The sequence below is a fragment of the Flavobacterium sp. XS2P24 genome, assembly GCF_030010285.1.
Classification (GTDB): domain Bacteria; phylum Bacteroidota; class Bacteroidia; order Flavobacteriales; family Flavobacteriaceae; genus Flavobacterium; species Flavobacterium algoritolerans.
Genome location: NZ_JASCRU010000004.1, coordinates 117,691 through 137,859 on the forward strand (window position 1 = coordinate 117,691; position 20,169 = coordinate 137,859).

19 protein-coding genes are annotated in these 20,169 nt (G+C 33.1%); all 19 read right to left on the reverse strand.

Translation table 11 applies throughout. The features are described from left to right. Positions 1–3 precede the first annotated feature (3 nt). On the reverse strand, positions 4–1,536 hold the full coding sequence (locus QLS31_RS04955; protein WP_282742953.1) for a glycosyltransferase family A protein: 1,533 nt from the start codon (positions 1,534–1,536) through the stop codon (positions 4–6). Further along, on the reverse strand, positions 1,533–2,684 hold the full coding sequence (locus QLS31_RS04960) for a glycosyltransferase family 4 protein (RefSeq protein WP_282742954.1): 1,152 nt from the start codon (positions 2,682–2,684) through the stop codon (positions 1,533–1,535). The genes QLS31_RS04955 and QLS31_RS04960 overlap by 4 nt, the downstream gene beginning before the upstream one ends. A gap of 16 nt (positions 2,685–2,700) precedes the next feature. Continuing rightward, complete coding sequence (locus tag QLS31_RS04965; RefSeq protein WP_282742955.1) at positions 2,701–3,477, reverse strand: FkbM family methyltransferase; 777 nt, start codon at positions 3,475–3,477, stop codon at positions 2,701–2,703. 131 nt (positions 3,478–3,608) lie between these two features. Next, positions 3,609–4,484 carry a hypothetical protein gene (locus tag QLS31_RS04970; protein ID WP_282742956.1) on the reverse strand — a complete coding sequence of 292 codons (876 nt, stop codon included), beginning with the start codon at positions 4,482–4,484 and terminating at the stop codon, positions 3,609–3,611. Positions 4,485–4,812: 328 nt separating this feature from the next. Continuing rightward, a complete protein-coding gene (locus QLS31_RS04975) occupies positions 4,813–5,136 on the reverse strand; it encodes a GIY-YIG nuclease family protein (RefSeq protein ID WP_282742957.1) in 324 nt (107 codons plus the stop codon). A gap of 491 nt (positions 5,137–5,627) precedes the next feature. After that, a complete protein-coding gene (locus QLS31_RS04980; protein ID WP_282742958.1) occupies positions 5,628–7,061 on the reverse strand; it encodes an MBOAT family O-acyltransferase in 1,434 nt (477 codons plus the stop codon). Position 7,062: 1 nt separating this feature from the next. Continuing rightward, the gene (locus QLS31_RS04985) at positions 7,063–7,968 is read right to left on the reverse strand and encodes a hypothetical protein (protein WP_282717914.1); all 906 of its coding nucleotides are present in this window, start codon (positions 7,966–7,968) and stop codon (positions 7,063–7,065) included. A gap of 28 nt (positions 7,969–7,996) precedes the next feature. Beyond that, the gene (locus QLS31_RS04990; protein WP_282742959.1) at positions 7,997–9,394 is read right to left on the reverse strand and encodes a CDP-glycerol glycerophosphotransferase family protein; all 1,398 of its coding nucleotides are present in this window, start codon (positions 9,392–9,394) and stop codon (positions 7,997–7,999) included. Between the two features lie 62 nt (positions 9,395–9,456). Next, on the reverse strand, positions 9,457–10,332 hold the full coding sequence (locus QLS31_RS04995) for an N-acetylneuraminate synthase family protein (RefSeq protein WP_282742960.1): 876 nt from the start codon (positions 10,330–10,332) through the stop codon (positions 9,457–9,459). Beyond that, the gene (locus tag QLS31_RS05000; protein WP_282742961.1) at positions 10,325–11,485 is read right to left on the reverse strand and encodes an acylneuraminate cytidylyltransferase; all 1,161 of its coding nucleotides are present in this window, start codon (positions 11,483–11,485) and stop codon (positions 10,325–10,327) included. Before QLS31_RS05000 ends, QLS31_RS04995 begins: the two co-directional genes overlap by 8 nt. Positions 11,486–11,592: 107 nt before the next feature. Beyond that, complete coding sequence (locus QLS31_RS05005) at positions 11,593–12,486, reverse strand: glycosyltransferase (protein WP_282742962.1); 894 nt, start codon at positions 12,484–12,486, stop codon at positions 11,593–11,595. 58 nt (positions 12,487–12,544) lie between these two features. Continuing rightward, the gene (locus QLS31_RS05010; RefSeq protein ID WP_282742963.1) at positions 12,545–13,690 is read right to left on the reverse strand and encodes a glycosyltransferase family 4 protein; all 1,146 of its coding nucleotides are present in this window, start codon (positions 13,688–13,690) and stop codon (positions 12,545–12,547) included. Positions 13,691–13,730: 40 nt separating this feature from the next. Further along, positions 13,731–14,648, reverse strand: a complete 918-nt coding sequence (locus QLS31_RS05015; RefSeq protein WP_282742964.1) for a glycosyltransferase — start codon at positions 14,646–14,648, stop codon at positions 13,731–13,733. A 25-nt stretch (positions 14,649–14,673) separates the two neighbouring features. Beyond that, complete coding sequence (locus tag QLS31_RS05020; RefSeq protein WP_282742965.1) at positions 14,674–15,771, reverse strand: glycoside hydrolase family 99-like domain-containing protein; 1,098 nt, start codon at positions 15,769–15,771, stop codon at positions 14,674–14,676. Further along, positions 15,759–16,619 carry a glycosyltransferase gene (locus QLS31_RS05025; protein WP_282742966.1) on the reverse strand — a complete coding sequence of 287 codons (861 nt, stop codon included), beginning with the start codon at positions 16,617–16,619 and terminating at the stop codon, positions 15,759–15,761. Before QLS31_RS05025 ends, QLS31_RS05020 begins: the two co-directional genes overlap by 13 nt. Positions 16,620–16,700: 81 nt before the next feature. Continuing rightward, positions 16,701–17,414 (reverse strand): FkbM family methyltransferase, encoded by a 714-nt coding sequence (locus QLS31_RS05030; RefSeq protein ID WP_282742967.1) that lies wholly within the window; start codon positions 17,412–17,414, stop codon positions 16,701–16,703. A 326-nt stretch (positions 17,415–17,740) separates the two neighbouring features. Beyond that, positions 17,741–18,520, reverse strand: a complete 780-nt coding sequence (locus QLS31_RS05035) for a glycosyltransferase (protein WP_282742968.1) — start codon at positions 18,518–18,520, stop codon at positions 17,741–17,743. Positions 18,521–18,527: 7 nt separating this feature from the next. Next, positions 18,528–19,382, reverse strand: a complete 855-nt coding sequence (locus QLS31_RS05040; protein ID WP_282742969.1) for a glycosyltransferase family A protein — start codon at positions 19,380–19,382, stop codon at positions 18,528–18,530. After that, positions 19,382–20,164: a glycosyltransferase family 2 protein gene (locus QLS31_RS05045; RefSeq protein ID WP_282742970.1), complete on the reverse strand. Its 783-nt coding sequence runs from the start codon at positions 20,162–20,164 to the stop codon at positions 19,382–19,384. The genes QLS31_RS05040 and QLS31_RS05045 overlap by 1 nt, the downstream gene beginning before the upstream one ends. Between the last annotated feature and the right edge of the window lie 5 nt (positions 20,165–20,169).

Consider the following 20,169-nt stretch of genomic DNA (forward strand, 5'->3'; position numbering starts at 1 on the left):
ACTTTATAATTTATTAGCCCAATAGTGACTCAGGTTCCATTTTTTTTCAAATTGGTTTAAAAACACAAGGTAATTCAAAACCGATTCTTTTTTTAGTAATTTAAAAAAGGAGACTAATTTGTAGCACAAAAGTTGTTGTTTTGTATAATGTTTCAAAAAAACATACATGATAGTAGGCGATGGTTTTGGTGGCATTTTTTCAGTATCCCACAATTGTTTCACTTTGATTCTAAACCCGCCCATAGGTGCTTTGAGGTGCAAAATACGTATTTCTGGGAAATAAATAATATCAAATCCACTGTTGCGCAATTGCATCCCAAAATCAATATCTTCTCCGTAACCAAACTCTAACGCCATATCAAAAGAGACGGTCGATAAACAACTTGCTTTTACGAAACTATTTCCGGATCCAAATATTCCCGACTGATTGGTAATACTATATCGTTGTGGTTCATTTTGTTGTAGATAAGCTGTTGTAATCACGGAAGCTCCAAATTGCTGTATTTTATTTAAGAATGTTTCCAACAACTTTTCGTCAAAACGATTATCATCATCATTCAAAAATACCCACTCACTTTCTATTTGGCTTAAAGCCAAATTACGGGCATTACACGCACCAGCTTGATGGGTAAAAGTATGTTTGACATTAAAAGGCCAAGTTTGATTCGTCAAAAAATCCAACTCAGAAACACTATCCGGAAGCGAATTTTGTTCTACGATAATTACATTTACAGGCAGATGTGTTTGTTGTGCCAAATCTTGCAGAACAGCATGCAAATACTGTTTCCTACCAATGGTGGGAATGATAACATCAATTGTTTTTTTATCAACAACAGTCAAAGTAGATTGAACAGAAATAGCATCTAAGTTGAGTACTGTTTTTTTTCTATTTTTAAAAAACAATGAATACAAGAAAGGGAATATTGGGAATCGTTTTTCGAAAATAAGCAAATTCAAAAACAACAAAACAATCCAGCGTTTTTTATAGTGCTGTTTTACAAATCGAAACAAAATAAATAAATTGGCTTTTGGGGAAATAGAGTTTGGTGCATTTTTTAACAGTAATTGAGGTTCTGAATAACACAGTAAACCCAAAATCATTCCAACCTTTGACACTGAGTTTAAAAAATAATCAAAATTAGCATCTGGTTTTAGGCTACCTCTAATCAATCGCAACGCTGAAGCGTGAATCATGCCAACCTCACTGCTCATCAACCAAGTAGGAAAGGTATTGTTTTTATTGACTTTAATAAAAGGAGATTCTTCTACAAAGCCAATTCCTGTTCCTAAAAAACTTGTAGGAGACACACGACAAGAAAGCATCATTTTATCATGATGAAAAAGAGTCGCAATACCATCGATATTCAAACTATTTTCCAACAATTGATGACACCATACAATAGGTTCCTCAGGAAATTGATGAGCCAATACCATAAGCACTTCTGCTATACTCGAGTGTAAATCGAATATAATCAATTCGTTATGAACCGAAATAACTTTGGTTACACGATTATTTTGATGATAAACAACAATCACGATTGATCAGTTATAGATTGATAAAAAAGAATGTTTTGTTGAACGATTTTTTCTATGTCAAAAATAGCTTCCACCCGTTTTCTAGAATTTCTTCCTATTGTCAGACAAAGGTTTGCATCCGCTAACAACTCCATAATTCTATTAGCATAAAGCAAATGATCTTGTGGATGAACCAGAAAACCACTTACACCATCAACCATTAATTCTTGTGCCCAACCAATATTGGTATTAACCACCGGCTTTTGTAATGCCATAGATTCTATAGTCACCATCCCTAAAGTCTCAGCAAAACTGGGAAAAACACACACTTGTGCTTGTTTTATGTATTTTTGAACTTCTTGGTAAGGTATTTTTCCAAGATAAGTTACTTTTTCAAAATCATTTGTATCAAATTTTTTTTGAAGCAGTTCCCAGGTCGAATGACTGCCTGTTTGTACATCCGAAGAATCACCACCAATCAAAACCAGTTTCGCCTCAGGAAATTTTACCCTGACTTTATTAAAAATTTCAGGCAATTCGAAAACGCCTTTTTTCCTTATTATAGTTCCAATATATAAAATTAAACCCCTTTCAAAAATTCCAGGATTTAGGTTTTCAAAACGTTCTAATGCTAATCCGTAATGAATAGTTTGTACCCGTTTATTTTGTATACTGAATAATTCCTTAGAGATATTTCCCGCATAAGCAGTAGGCGCAATAAAGGCCTTGGCTTTTTGAGTAGCTAATTTTTCGAACCAATAGTTTTTCAATTTCTGATGACGCTTTTCAATATGGCAAAAATAAGTATCACTGCCATGAAACCGAATTACCAAGGGGGCTTTCAAACGCATAAAAGCAGTAATACCCGTCCAGTCCGGTGCTTCGACAGCATCAATTTTTTCGGTAACGATTTGTGTATTGAGGTACTTTTGAAGGTATTTTCGATGCCAATACCAACCCATGAATCGGTAAGTTCTGTTTTTTATCAAATGAATGGTAATTCCATCCTCGACAAATATCTCATCTTCTTGCTGACCATACACAAATACCGAAACTTTTACTTTTTTTTGAGCCAGAGCAACCACTAAATTCCGGATACTAGTGCCTATACCGGCAGCATGAGCCACTCTTTCATGAGGATATTCAGGAGTTAAAAAGGCAATGTGCATAGTTTCTTTATTACAATTATTGATTAAATTTTACATAAACATCTCCAAATTGCGTATTTAAAAATGTATCAGTATTAACTAAAATAATCATTTCATTAAAATCTACCCATTGTGGCAAGACAAATTCTGTATTTTCCGTTATACAGTAATTGAACGAAACATTTGAACTAGACAAGTTATTTAAATAAAGTAAACAATCAATTAATGCATCTTTACGCTCAGGTACTGTATATTCCAAAGATAGTACATTTACATTCTGAGTAAGACCTTTTAGCACTTGCAATTCAAAACCCTCAACATCAATTTTGATAAAATCCGGCTTACCATAAGTCATGATTAAGTAATCTAAAGTTATCATCTCAATTTCCCGAGTTTTATTCCAGTTAATCTTTTTAAATCTTCCACTATTTTTAGTTGAATCAATCCAGTCCTTTGAGAATGAAGATAAAATATTTGCATTAGTTGAAATATACATCAGTTGAGTTTTAATTTCTTCACCAACACCATTTTGAAGTATTGTGATTTTTTTTCCGTATTTCTTTCTCAAATAACGAACACACTCTATCTGCGGTTCAATTGCAATAATTTTGACATTATCATTTATTAAAGGCTCAATTCTGTTGCCATAATTTGCACCAATATCAAAAAAGACACTACCTGGCTTAAGGAATTGACTATAAAAATCGCGTCTTTGCTCAATAAGAATCTTCTCATTTGAACTTATAAACCAAGACTTGACAAATTTTATATTATTAATACCAAATAGATTTTTAATTATATTCTTAATACTCATGCTATTTTATTATTACTTAAATTGTGGTTATATATTTTGAAATAATCAACGTCATTAGGAGATCTACCAAGTTTTCTAATTAATAAAATCGATACAAATGTTACATTTCCTTACCTAATACACATTTTACCTCAATTAAAAAAATCATTTAAAATTATACCGGTAAACTTTCGTGCCCCTATATCATTCATATGTCCGCAGGAGGAAAAATATCGATCCCCTTCCACCGCTTTTTCATAATTATGAATTTCAGGATAGAGTTCCTGTACTTTTGCAAAATAATCCAATCCCTTGGTATTGGTACACATGGGTGTCATTACTACAATCAATTTTATATTGTTAGTTCTACAAAGCTGTTTAATTTCTTCATAATATTTGTTACGCAAAGGTTTCAAATTAGTAATATCGTTTTTCATATTGGCATTTGGATTTTTACCCAAAGGGTAATACCCTAAATGATCCAAAAGCTTCGTTGGTTTATCAATAGCAACATTATAAATTTCCCTAAACCCAATCTTACTATCATATACAACATACCTGTAAAAAGGCAAAAAATACAATTGTTTGAAATCTGCCTCCTTTGAAAAATGATAACGAATGGCTTCAGAATCATGGATAAAAGGAAGAAAATGAGACGAAACACCATCATCACGCTTTTCATTTGATAAATTTAAATCAGCCTCCAATATTACATTCTTAATAGTATACTTTCGTTCCAACATTAGTTTTAATAGCAAAGAAGCTTCAAATAAATGACCTCCGCTCATCCCAAAATTAAAAGTCTTCAATCCCTTATCTTCAAACATCGGAGCAACAAAATGATTGTTAGCCCGGGAAGAACCTAAAATCACAACATCATAATTGCTCGCCTTTGAACTGTAAACATACTCAATTTTACTCCTGTTAGAAGATCGTAAATATACTTTTGTATAGGCAAAATCTAATACAACCAACACAAAAAAGGTCAGCAAAAGTATTTTGATTGTAAAAATTAAAAATCGTTTCATCTAAAATTCTAATATTATAATTATTTACGTTATTGAAAGCGCTCGCTTTTACAACTCGACTACATTGAATTTCACAACTCGACTTTTCTTGTCACGTCGAGCGCAGTCTAGACGCTTTTTATTCCACTGCGCTAGCTTTTACAACTCGACTACATTGAATTTCACAACTCGACTTTTCTTGTCACGTCGAGCGCAGTCGAGACGCTCTTTAATTCACAACCAATCTCGACTGCGCTCGATTTGACAAAAGCATTATAACACCACTTAGCTATCACATCGAAAGTTTATACTGTACTATGACAAAGTACAATCGAGCCACGTAGTCATATTATTCTTCAACATCTGGTTTATATTGATGATGCGTTGCATTTCTGCATTCCGATAAATCCTGTAATTTGTCAAAATTCCCATCAATTAATGCTTGCTTTTTAAACCTACTCCATTTTTTTAATTTCTTTTCATACTCAATAGCCTGATTAGGATCTGTAAAACCCTGATAAAAAACTAATGTAACCGGTCTTCTACTATGCGTGTAAGCTTTTGGATATTTACCTGCATTATGTTCCATAATCCTCCTATCAATATCAGAAGTTACTCCAACATAGAGCGAATCATCATTACAAAGAAGAATATATACATAATAGAATTTCATATACTTTTTTTATTATGCGAATCTCGACTGCGCTCGATTTGACAACTCGACTGGAGCTCGTCCTGAGCGAAGCCGAAGGACTCGATTTGACAACTCGACTGTTGCTCGTCCTAAGCGAAGCCGAAGGACTCGATTTCACATTGCACCCATCTTGTCACGTCGTGCGCAGTCGAGACGACTTCTATACCTAAACGAATCTCGACTGTTACTCGTCCTAAGCGAAGCCCAAGGACTCGATTTCACATCGCACCCATTCTTGTCACGTCGAGCGCAGTCGAGACGACTTCTATACCTAAACGAATCTCGACTGCAGCTCGTCCTGAACGAAGCCGAAGGACTCGATTTGACATCGCACCCATTCTTGTTATGTCGAAAGTTTGTACTAAGCGATGACGAAGTACAGTCGAGACGCTTTATTACTTCGAAAGTGTATAATAAGTAGAAACGAATTACAATCTAGATCTTCCTTACAATCAATCTCCTTACTAATATCAAAATTGAAAGTAAATAAATTCTTTATAATCAGAATAGGTTCCTAAAGCAACGATAGCTGCAATACATAATGCTAATTTAAGACTACTGTATCTTCCAGAAATGGGTTCCACCTGCGTTCGGCTATTCCACTCAACTACTACAAAAATGCCGATCAACAAAACAATTTCATAATTATAGCGCTCATTTTCTAAATATTGCGGTAAAAAACGCTGATTCGTAAAAATACGACCAATATAATCAAAAGCATCTCCTATCGATTTTGCCCTAAAAAACACCCAGGCCAAACAGGTTAATGAAAAGGTACTAATCATACTTAAAACTACTTTAAAAGAGTTCCAATTCCAATACAATGAAACCGTTTCCATATTAGACCGATTCTTTTTTAAAAGCAGCAACGGTAAAAAATACAGCGCATTAATAAATCCCCAGGCAATAAAAGTCCAATTCGCACCATGCCAAAACCCACTAACCAAAAAAATCACAAAGGTATTTCGAATTTTCATCGCCATACCACCACTACTTCCTCCCAAGGGAATGTACAAATAATCCCGAAACCAAGACGATAGCGAAATGTGCCATCGACGCCAAAACTCCGCTATATCTCTTGAAAAATAAGGGTAATTAAAATTACGTAACAAATCGATTCCAAATAATTTTGACATTCCCAAAGCCATATCCGAATAACCCGAAAAATCACCATATATCTGAAACGCAAAATAAACGGCTCCCAATAACAATGACAGCGAATTCATGGATTCGTAATTATCAAAAATAGCATTCGCATACGTAGCACAAGTATCAGCAATAACTACTTTTTTGACCAATCCCCAGATAAACTGATAGATTCCTTCTTTGGCTTTTTGATAGTCAAAGTTACGTTTCAATTTTACTTGTGGCAATAAATGCGTGGCTCTCTCTATGGGGCCGGCAACAAGCAATGGAAAATAACTGACAAACAAAGAATAGTCCACAAAGTTGTATTCAGCTTTTATACGCTTTAAATAAATATCAATAACATAGGATAATCCGTGAAAGGTATAGAACGAAATACCCACAGGTAAAACTACATTCAGCAACAAAGGACTTGTTTGTAATCCAAATCCATTCAATAACTCAGAAAAAGAATCAGCAAAAAAATTGTAATATTTAAAAACGCCAAGAAAACCAAGGTTGATACTGATGCTCAACCAAAACCAAAATTTACGTCCAGTCTCAGTTTTTGCTTTTTCGATTCGAATACCAGTGTAATAATCCAAAAAAGTAGAAAAAACCAATAGAAATAAAAAACGCCAATCCCAACAGGAATAAAAATAATAACTCGCTACAATAAGTAGGGCATTCTGGGTACTTTTAGTTTTATTAAAAACAAACCAATACAACACAAATACGATAGGTAGAAATATAGCGAAGGATAGAGAATTGAAAAACATGCTAAATTTTATTTTTATTATTTATTATTTTTTCCACTAAAATATCAGTGAATTTACTTGCCCCCATTTCATTCAAATGAAAACAATTAACAAACATAGAATCCTCTTCTATAGCATTAGAAAAATCATATAAATTTGGGATTTTAGTTTTTAATTTTTTTATGTAATCCAAATTTTTGGTATGTTTACAAAAAGGAGCACAAAAGAAGACAATTTTTATATTGTTTGCAGCACCATATTCTTTTATTTTTTCATAATAAGGACTATGTGATGCGATAGAAGCTGGTAAAGAAAAATGTTTCGTGTGTATACTTTCATTGATTCTTGGTGCCAAAGGACTATATCCTTTCTTTTCTACCACCGTTGTTTTCTTCCCAACCAAATTAGCAAAAACATCCCTGAATCCAATCTTTTGATCGCTTCCGCAATATCTTATAAAGGGAACATAGTACAGGCTAGGGTCTTTTCCTATATAATCAAGCAAATAATCTTTTGTTACTGGATTATCCTTGACAAAAGGGGTCATTTCATACGGTAAATTAATCGAGTGCCCATTAATGTCAAAGATATAATCAACTTGAATAAATACGGTGTCAGAGACAATAGCATACGACTTCAATAATTGCAAAACCGTAAAAATATCTCCTAGTTTAGCAGCTTCATACCCTAAATTAATGCATTTTTTTTTAGTTTTATTTTCTACAATAAAAGGATCAATTCCATTTTCAACTCTTGATGAACCTAAAAATATATAATTAACTTTTGTACTTTTTAGACTTCTTAAATACTGGAATTTAGTCCTTGGCTTAGCATTTTCATAAATAGTGGTATACGTAAAATCGAGTACTAACAGTAGCATTAGAGTTACAATTAAAACACCAATAATTTGAATTACAAATTTTTTCATAAAGGACTAAAAGTAATAACTCAAATTTTTATCTTTTTAAAATTGCATCAATACCATCCCATATCTTCTCTGAAGCTTGTGTTGGGGCTAGACCAGCCACAATTGCATACCATTTTTTCCCTTCTGAAACATTTGATAAATTTCCTTCCAAAATTTCATGGACTAAATTTTCCAACTCTTTTTTATCAGTACAAAACACTGCTGCTTCAGTACTGGGCATACTTCTAAAATGAACATAGTTATAATTTTGCCCGATATCGCGAATCCCTTTCTTTAATTGGGGTTGCTCGTAATTAAAATAAATACAGGGCTTATCATGCACAACAAAATCAAAAACTGTTGAGGAACATACATTGGTTACCAATTCAGAATGCGCGCAAACATTATACAAGAGCGCTAAATCTTCTTTAGTAGGCAAAATTTCGTTCCATTGTTTTCCCATAGGTTTCCAGATAGGATCTATTGCGACAATTACATCAGCATTAGCAGCAAGAACTGCATCATATCTACTGGTAGTGTCAACAGGGCATTTTCTGTAGATAATTCCCAGATTTTTACCTTTAGCATTTAAACTGCGTACTGCATGAGCCAAATCTTCTAAATAATATTGATCTAAAGGCGAAGTAGTTTCATCATCACCGGAATAACAAATGTATTTTTTATCAACATCCAAATGATGCTCGGCACAAAACGCAGCTCTTTCTTGAAGCAATCGGCTGTCGTAATGCGGCTCAAACTGAGGTGTTCCAGTTACAACAACTTGAGATTCCTTGACAAATGGGTAGTATTTTAAAACCTCCGATTTCATTAAAGCACTCCAAACAAAATAGTAATCCGTTTCAACCACTTGCATCGCCTTAGGTACATTGTCCCAAGAATAGACAAAAGCCACAGTAGGAATTCCTAAATCTTTAGCAGCCAATAAAGCACTTATGGATTGCGTAGCCCGTTGCGTAGTGCAAAACACCAAATCCGGTTGATGTTCTTCCAACTGTGCTTTACAATAGTGGTATTTTTCGGTCGAACGTTCTAAACTATTGATCCGTTTTCGGATACGGACTATCCCTTTTTCCGAGGAATTCAGTCCTATTAACAACTTTGTATAAAGCGTTATCAATGTATTTTTTAACCCAGTATAGCTAAAAGGAAATTTATAGGTAGGATACACGTCATCCATAAACTTCTTTTGAGAAACATTCAATTCAATGTGTTTCCTAATTCTAGAATAGATTGGAGTTAAGCGATTTATTCTATGGTTGTCAATTTTTACCTCATCATAACCCAACTCCTCTTTTAAAGAAAAAACGGTATTATTCCAATAGACAATCTGATGTCCTTTTTGCTCTCCTAATGCTTTGAATTGGGTAAACGCAAAATTACGCAACCCCACCCCATCGGGGAAAAAAACAAATATTTTTTTACTCATAAATTATCTTAGAAACGTATGTATAAAATGTGAAATACATTTTTTAAATAAACTTTACTCCCCTATACTTTCCTATTCTTCAACTTATCTCTTTGCACTTGTTCAATAGGCAAAATATCCTTTGATTTAAAGGATAAAGCGCTATGAACTGCGTTTAAATCTCGTGATAATTTCCGTAATCCCATAGGTTCTAATGACGCAGCATGATCGGTCCCTTTCCAGGTACGATCAATCGTGTAGTGTCTTTCAATAATGTTGGCGCCCAAGGTGTAGGCTGCTATATCTACCGCTATTCCTAAATGATGTCCGGAAAAACCAATATGTTTTACAGTGTTTCCATATTTTTGCTTTAGCAAATTAATATCTAACAAACACACATCCTCAAAAGGTACTGGATAGCCTGAAGTACAATTATACAACACCAAGTCTTTATTCCTGCCTTTTTCAACAAAATAATTGACTAGCGTATCCGCTTCGTCTTTAGTGGTCATTCCGGTCGAAATATGAATTTCTCCTTTATAATGATCACACAACCAACCCAACATTTCAAAATTATTATTACAGGCAGAAGGTATTTTTATAAATTCTGGTTCCAGTGAAGCTATTTCTTTGGCCGAAGTCGTGTCCCAAACTGAGGTGGAATAGGTAATCCCTATGGATTCACAATAATCCTTTAACTCCTGATGTTGATTCACATCAAACTCTAAGAATTCCCTGTGCGCACCATACGTATCTCCGTATGAATTACTGGCATTAGGATGCGGTGCGTTGTATTGCGCCTCTGTCAATAATTCGATATTGTTTCTTTTTTGAAATTTTACCGCATCAACATTACAAAATATCTTGGCAATCTTTATCAGTTCTTTTGCAATTGCCATATCGCCTTTATGATTACAGCCAATTTCAGCAATTACGTAAGGTTTTTTAAACTCAGTCATATCTTTTATTATACTTTAATACGATTTCACAAACTTCTCTAATAGCTCCGGCTCCGGAAGCAGTACCTAGTACAAAATCAGCGTTTAATTTCACAACAGCAGTCGCATTTACCGGAGCAAAAGACCAGCCAGAACTGCACATATTAGTCAAATCATTCACATCATCACCTACATAAGCAACCGCACCAAAACTACTGTTTTTAGTGGCCAGGAATTGCTTTAAAAAAGAATATTTATCCTTGACACCAAAAAACGCCTCTTTAATTTGGAGCTTCGCCATACGTTGTGCAACCAGTTTAGAATTTTCAGAAGTCAACGTGATCACTTCCACATTATTTTCTCTTAAAATTTCTAATCCCATACCATCACGCATATCAAACTTTTTGGCCATTTCTCCCGCTTCATTATAATAGACTCCTCCATCTGTAAAAACACCATCAACGTCCAGTACCAAGTATTGAATTCTTTGATTGGTTTTCATTGCTTTTTGTCGTTCCATCAGTAGATTTTCAACAATGTTCCAGTCAGAAAGACTGTCAATCTCCATCAACGTTTCCTCCGGCATCTCTACCAATCCAATAGTACCACTTACTCTATTTTTCGAATGTAGAAAAAGTTCTTTTTTAGTGGCATATACGGCACCATTTTCTATTAACAATCCTTCAAAATCTTGTCTTCTGGGCCTGTTGAATACATCATAATTTTGTGGGGTGCCCTCACTGTTCCAGGTAAAACGATGTGTTTTTACCACACTAAGTGCAGTATCAAATTTTTCTAAGATGATTTTATCCAATACTTTATTGATATCTACCGCCATTGTCAACGGGGAAGTCGCTTGAAGCAAACATAAAACAGCATAATCATGATTAATTTTCTCAGAAAACTCCATCATGGTACTCTCCGTAGAAGCAGTATCATTGGCGTTTTCTTCGTTACGAAGTAAAGCAAATACCTTACTGGTCCAGGAATATTCCCGTTCTACATAGCTAATGATTTCCGTATCGTTTGTAAACACATAAACAGCATCCAAATCAGAAAAAATAGCTTCAGTAAGTACCCAAGAAAACAAGGGACGTCCCAACATTTTCTTTTTATTTTTCCCCGGAATTCCTTTAGAATCTTTACGAAGTGGAATGATGCCTATTTTTTTCATTTTGTAATTTTTTATTGAAAAACCAAATATACAGATTTAGAAATTTAAAATAATCCATTGATATTAATTCGTACCATCAAAATTTAAAAAATCCTTTTAAACTAATTTTAAGGATTCCAATAAATTTTTGTGCTTTTCAATTCTTGATAATTAGTATATTCATTAATGGACAAGGAATCTCTATTTTTCAAAATTAAAGGCATAGACCAAACTAAATCAAACAGAGCCAAAACAATTGCTAGCAAGGCCTTAAAATCACCCTTTAAAACTTTCATCTTAAGTTGAATCCATAGTGAATATGCCATTTTCTTAGGAATAAGATGCAGTGGATCAAATAAAAAAAATAAAAACCAACCTGCTCGTAAAGAGCGTCTCAATCTAATCGTATAATCAGAATTATTTTTTCTTGATTTCAAGCTTACTCTATGGTGGACTAAAACGTCTGGCAAATAATGTACCTCCCAATTTTTTTTAAACAAATGGTAGGAAGCAAAATTTTCTTCTCCATAAAAAACAAACCAAGCAGGATAATTAGGAATGTTTTTCCATGTTGATATGCGCCACACATGACCACAACCTACAAATCCCTGTACTCGCTCTGGAAGTTCACTGGAAGTTAATAAAGCTGGAGTTGACAAACCCCAATATATTCGTAATGCAATCAAACCACATTTAGGATTTGATTCGAAATAGTTACAAATAGCTTCTAATGGATATTCAGTAATAAAATGAGCGTCATCATCTAATGAAATTGCATAATCCGCTTGTGTGCTATTTAACATTTCATTCCTACAATAAATGAGGCCTTTAGATACTGAATTCCTTTTTAGTATTATTGTTGGGTAATTTTCAACCACAAATTCGTAAGTACCATCTGATGAACCGTCATCATAAACAATACATTCTACTGACTTAGTATTTATAAGATGATTGATCTTTCCCAAAGTAAAAGACAAGTCTTTTTTTCTGTTTTTAGTCGTAATAAGTATAGCTACTTGCATCAGTTATTATCTAAATAAATAGTTTTTATGAGTACTAAATTAGCTAACAGAGATGTTTTCATAGTATACATTTTTCATATATATCGATTATTTCTTTTTTTAAAGCTATTCTATTGCATTTCTTTTGAATCAAATCCACATTAATTGCTTGAGCTTTGGCTCTCATTGTTGAATTCACAATAGCCCATTCAATACTACTGGCTATTTCTTGTACATCCAATGGGTTTTCAATTAGCAATCCGTTGACTCCGTGCTCAATCACTTCTTCTGACACTTTTCCGGGATTTGATTGTATAGGAAAAGACCCCATGCCCATAGCTTCCAGTAAAGCATTTGGCATACCATCAGAAATACTGTTGCCAATATGCAGCACAGATTGTCCCATGATTTCTAGTAATTCCGGATTAGAAATAAACGCACCCCTGTTTATAACCCGCACTTTTAAACTTTTGAAATATTCTTTATCTTTTAATTGATGTACAATACAAGCATCCGCACTATAAACTAATAGCTTATAATTCTGAATCAACGTTAAAGGAACTAGTGCTAAAGCTTCAACCACTTTCGAAGCCATTCCCACCCCATCATCATACCCTTTGATAATTAGTGTATGCCGCTCTTGGCTGTCTTTTATCTTAGTTCTGTCAATTGTTATTCCTCCATTTCCCGGATAAACGCCTAAAAAAACATTCTTATAACCATTTTCAAATGCAATACTATAATCTCTATGACAATCTGTAATTAAATAATCGACTCTTTCAAGAAAACTGGACACTGCTTTTTTGGGTATTCCAAGTTGAGAATAATAAAACAAATCACTACCCCAAGAAGAATAAATAAAGGGAATAGAATTGTATTTTTGCATCACTCCTAGGATAGGTAATCCAGCTAAGCGCATTTCAAAACTATGCACGATATCAGGTTGGTATTCTTGGATTATATTTTCAAAAACCGCAGTTATTTCTCTTTCATTATACTTTTGGAGTAGTGCATAGATTTTAGGAAAGGAATGCTTAACAGTATGACGCAATGGGAAATCCCATTTCAATTTCCATCCTTTAATTTGGGTTACCCAATTAATTCTTTCAACTGGAGAACCACCATCTGAGGAATCAAACCAAATAACATCATGGCCAGAATCCTTCAATTGATCGACCCATTGAAAAAAATGATGATTAGGAATGGATACCATGAGAATCTTCATATATTTTTAATTTATTAATTGGAGACCGCTTACCCAGAATTCAGGCAATACTTTTAAAAATAGAATACAAATAAAGTTTAACAAATTCAGATTTTTTATTCGTTGTTTTTAAAAAACTCAAAAATAATTGAAACCCTTTTAAATAATCCTTTTCTCTGTTATAACATGTCATCAAGTCTTTTTGTTTATTATGTAAACTTGAAACTACAATATCCTTTTTATGACTAAAATTTTTATCCTCACGTACGTATTCTAAAATATCGATCAGAACTTTTACAAAAACACTATTTTTTTTCATGTAAGTCGATGAAACCCCAATATTCATTCTGTATACTGCCGTAATATCCTCCATAAAATGAATTTTACTTCCATCTTTCAAAACCCAAAGATACGTTTGCCAATCGCCAAAAGGAAAGTTATTAATCCATTTAGGAACAGTATTTTCATTGCTTTGAATATTCCTAAATAGTGCAGTTACCGAATGGATAAAATTATCAAAAATCAAATCATCAAAATTCAGTTGCATTTTATTTAAATTATAGTTGTAATCAACCATTTTACCATCAGTAAAAAGTCTTTTTACTGCTGTATATACTATGGAATAATCAGGGTTTTTATTTAAAAAATCGACTTGTTTTTGTAACTTGTATTCATCAATCCAATAATCATCACCATCACAAATCGCAATATACTTGCCATCGCATTGTTTGATGGTTCTCATATAATTAGCAATAAGTCCTATATTCTTATCAGGACTGGGTAACAACTTAATTTTACAGCCATAATCCCTAACGTATTTTTCACAAATCAATCGAGTACTATCCGTACTACAATCTTCTCCTATCACCAGTTGGTAGGAAAAATTTGTTTTTTGCATCAAAATACTTTCAATAGTTTGTTTTATACAGTGTTCTTGATTGTAGGTGAGCATAAAAACACTGACGGTAATATCATTCATTTAAAAACTGATTAAAAAGACTTAATTATTTATTATCATCCGTCAGGATTTCTTTGGTCGCTTCTAAATAACCTTTGCCCCATTTTTGGCATGGTTCTAAATGATTGCCTTCGGCCCATTCATTCCAAGCATTGATAAACAAAAATCGTTCTGGCATTTTATCCCAAGGATAGTTGTCTTTGATATGTTTTAGCCAAACTTTGTATTTATCCGGTGAAGCATTATGCAGTATAAAAAAGTTAACTTTCCTTCTCGCTGAATTATCCCACATAGGGGTAATTGCTGGATAACAATTTAGTTTAAAACCAGAATCCATTTGCATTTTTGCAAATTCTTCATAATCATAAACTGCTTCGTACGTATTTTTTACTGAAATCTTCACTTTTCTCAACACTCTTTTTACTGTTTTTTTGAAAAAAGTATTATTGATGATATTGGGTCTTGCGCTAAAATTAGGTTGAAACTCAAATATAAAATCAAATCCTTTGCTTTTAGGTTCATGATTATATTCAGCTGTATGTGCAAATCCAATATATAAATCTGGAAAACCTGCTTTTTTTACTTCTTCACGCCATATTGCAATTGTTTTTTCAACATTTGGAAACAGTTTGGGCCTGTAAATAATAAACATTGGTTTTCCTTCTACTTTAATATAATTATCATCTTTAAAATAATCTATTAAAACCTTAATATGATTGTAATCGTCTTCCTCTGAATATTCCTGTTTCAACAATACATCCGATTCTCCTCCATTCCAAACCCTTGTCCAATTTTCATTGGCCCAACACATCATAAACGGGAAGTCTTCTTTAGGATTTTTTAATTTTCTATTTAATGGTTCCTCAAGCACTCGTTTTCCGTTAAACCAATAATGGTAATAGCAAAAACCATGTATCCCATGTGATTTTGCTAATTCTTCCTGAGCAAGTCGTGTTTCATGTAAACGCAAATCATAAAAACCTAAATCTGCCGGTAAATGAGGTTGAAAATGTCCCTCAAATCTAGGAGTGGCTTTAGTTACATTAGTCCATTCTGTAAACCCTTTACCCCACCATTGATCGTTTTCAGGTATGGGATGAAACTGAGGAAGGTATATTGCTATTGGCTTAATTACTTTTGACATGTTTTATAGAAATAAATTAATTTACCGATTAGTCGCGCTTTAATTTTTTTAAAAAAAGGATTTTTATTTTTATTTTTTATTTCGTTTTGTTTTATGCGAACCGCATTAGCCAAATCTTCTTCTTTTTTTTCTTTAAAATAATACAAAAGAATTTTAGCTGCTTCATTAAAACCATGCCGCATCAAAGCGTGATTTGCTGTCATCGAATCATCTCTTATTCGATAAAGGGCCAAGACATTAGTATTATTTTTGATCTTTTTTGAAACATAAAACAACTGCGTCCAAAAAACCCAATCCTCATGATTTGGCAGCGTTTCGTTAAATAATATTTTATTGTCGACTATTAATTTTTTTTGAAACAAAACAGAATGACATGGAATAGACATTCTATATTCCCAATCTAAAATAATTTTTTTTCTGAAATTTGTCTCAGAAACAAATGGTGTTAAATACCGGTGAGGTGATACCAATTCAATATTTCCATCAACAAACGAAAAGTAATTTGAAATAGAAATTTGAGCGTGTTGCAAATCTATTAGCTGCTCTTCAAATTTAGTTGGTTTGATTAAATCATCCCCATCCAAGAATTGCACATAGTCTCCTTCTGTAAGCTTTAATCCTGCATTTCTTGCACTACTCAAACCACCATTCAACTGGAAAAAATATAAAAACCGTTCATCAAAATCACACCATTTTAAAGCAATCTCTTTTGACTCATCTGTACTACCATCATCAATTATAATACATTCCCAATTTTTATGGGTTTGCTTTAAAACAGATTGTAATGTTTCCTCTAGAAAAAGGGCTTGATTATAGCAAGGTATGATTACAGATATTTTATTACTCATTTTGATTTCTTTAAAACAACTCTACTAGACCTTATTGCAACTTATTAACATTCATTGCTTTGATCAAAACAATAATGCAAATCATGTATTATTTCGCACAGCAAAAATACTTGACCAATGCTTAGAATCCTTCCAAACAGTAAATCCTTTATTTTCAATAATGGCTAGAAATTTGCTGAGATCATTATTCCGATCCAAATGCATTTCAATATTCATAGCACCCACTTTGTCCATCCAGCTTAAATCCTCAGATTCCAGAATCGCTTTCTCGGCACCCTCGATATCCATTTTTAAATAATCAATATGTGTAAGATTATGATTTGTTATGATACTTGACAGTTTGAGTGATGGCACCTCTATCAACTCATCTGTATCTTTTTTCCCTGTGTCATTTAAAATGGTATACGAATCGTAATTCGCAGTATTTCTATACGTTACTGTCGCATCTTCTATCCATACCGCTGTATTAACTACCATCACATTATCATAAAACTTAGTATTTCGTTTAGCAAGAAGATAATTTTCTCTATTCATTTCATATCCAATAATTTTTGAAGTAGGATAGATCTGTTTCATATGTGCTATCGTAAGACCAATATTACTACCTAAATCAAGAATTACAGGATTAGCTGAAATTTTTGATAGCGTGGGAGGCAAATGATACTGATCTTGTAACACATAGAGCACAACTTCTTTGTCAATAAAATTTCTACGGATTTTAATCGTATGCAACCAACCTTTGGGCTTTAAATAAATGAATCCTTTTTCATTACTATCTCTTTTGATCTTTGACAATTTAAATTTATCAATGCCAGAAAATAAGGGATGTGGCGCTACTAAATTTTTTATCGTACGATATTCTTTTTTTAGGACTTGGAGTAATTTAATAAACATTGTTTGTGTTTTAATTTATACATATAATACCAGACATTTTCAATCATAACCTTACAGAGAAAACTAGTATCCAAATTATTTAGCCCTTTTAAATAGCAAGTTTTCTATTGTATCCTCACTAACAAAGTTTATTTTCATCACTTACTAACCATGGTTCTACAAGAAAACTTACACCTACAATAAGGCAAAAAAAGTAAAATTATTCGCTGTAATCTTTGATATGGTTGTCAAAACTTCTTTGGTTTATTACTAATAAATTGAATTAAAAATAAAAACCTTTTTAAATTGTAATACAACTCAATTCCAAAATTTTTGATGGAACTGTAAAAAGTACCCAAAAGCGCCTTTAGGGCATCGCTAAAGGACACATCATTATGCCACAACTGATAGTTCCCTACAACATCACTTTTAAATCTAAAAAAAAGTTGCTGTGGACTTCTTTTGATTTCATAACTAAATATAGCCGGCACAAAATCAATCGAAAACCCTTCTTTTAAAACTCTAGTGGTCCATTCTTTATCTTCAAAGGTAGCCACATCCTCCCTGAAAGGATGTTTTTTCCAGACATCTTTGCTAAAAGCAGATCCTGAAAAAATCAACCCTGATTTATTAGGATCAACTGTAGCAGGTATTTTATTAATAAAATTTTTATAATCGTTTGAATTATGTAAACATCGTAATCCGGCTAAATTAGGATTATTTTCAAATTTCGCTTGTATTAGCTTAAAAAAGTCATGGCTCACAGGATACGAATGCGCACTAAAAATAACTACTATAGGAAATCGAGCTTCTCTTGCACTTACATTAGCACTTCCGCCAAAACTAAAATTCTTTATAGTCACAAAACGGGCTCCAAATTGTGCTGTAACTTCCTTGCTGGAATCAGTTGAAAGATTATCAACAACAATAATCTCCGAAATGTCTTTTGCATACCTGTCCGTCAAATTTTTTAACAAAAAAGTGAGGGCAGCGGATTGATTTTTATTTCTAATAACAACTGAAATCATTGAAAATTTATTTTTTTATCATTAACCTTTGTAATATCCTATAGGGCTTGACAATTATTTTTGCAATTTTATATTCTATTGATTTTTTTATCTTGTGTTCACTTGTATGATGCCTTTTTATAAGAAAAAACAAGTACTCCATCGTTGTCCCAAACTGTGCAATATAAATTTCATTATGCTTTTTAAATACATACTCCATATTTGACTCCACATGATGAGCTAATGTATCGATAAGCATCGATTTCTTTGATTTTCTGTAATAGAATAAAAATGCTTCCACAAATTTATATTCCCGCCCTTTTTTAGTAATTGCTATCCAAAATTCCCAATCTTCAAAACCATGTTTCATATTCTCATCATATCCGCCTACTTCTTCCCAATATTTTTTATGATATAATGAGCTCGCCATCATATTATTTTCATATAATAATGCGTGATAGGTAGTACCGATGGGTTTTTGCTGATGAATTATATTTGAGCGATTGTCGATAAAAAAATTGCTATAACAGGAAACAATAGCAAGTGAAGGATTTTGCTGTAATTCGGGAACTAAAAGTGTTAAATAATCCTCATGCAATATATCATCTGCGTCCAAGGGTAAAATATAGTCTCCTTTACTACTCGCAATGCCGGCATTACGGGCTGAGGATAATCCTCCATTTTCTTTTTTAAGATATTTGAAGCGATTGTCTCTGGCACACCATTGCTCAGCAATACGTTCTGTATCATCCGGACTTCCATCATTGACAATAATACATTCCCAATTCGTATAGGTCTGCTCCAATACCGATTGCAGCGACTCTTTCAAAAAATGCGCTTGCTTGTAGCAGGGAACAATTATAGATACTTGTACGCTCATCATTAAAACTGGTTTAAGAATCTTAATTTTACTAACAATCTAATAATTCGGGATTTTCTAAAAGTAGTGACAATATCTCTATAAAGGATAACATCATCTAAATCTTGTAAATAAGCAGCATATTCTTCTTGAAGTACTTGTTGTTTCTCGTCTAGCTTTACACCTCTGTTGGCAGGATTTGAACTCATACCGCCAATATAAAAAGTAGACAAAGTCGTGTTTATTTTTTTATAGGCTAAATTATATTTACAAATACTGTCTAAAAAAAACTTCCAATCTGAAAGTATCTTAAAATCTTCTTTATAAAAATTTGTTTTTTCAAAAGCCTCTTTTGCTATAAAAGTAGCTGGATGTGGCAAGGTATCTTTTACGAAATAAGAAAAAGAGAGTACCTCGGGATATTCTTTGATGAAAACTTTATGTCCTTCTACCACTTGTAAATTAAAATAAATAATAGCCGCATTTTTAATTTCTTGATGATTTTGCTCTAATACTCTATCAGAAAAAAAATGATCACCACTGTTCAAAAAAAGTAAATACTCCCCTGTGGCTTTTGCAATTCCCTTATTCATGGCATGATAGACGCCTTTATCGAGTTCGCTCACCCAATACGCAAATTGATCCGATTTACTTTCTATATACGCCACACTTCCATCTGAGGAACCGCCATCAATAATGATATGCTCAAACGCTTGCCACGTCTGACTGGAAACGCTCTCAATCGTTTTTTGCAATCCTTCCAGATTGTTATAATTGACTGTGATGATGGAAATTTTAGGTTTCAAATGTT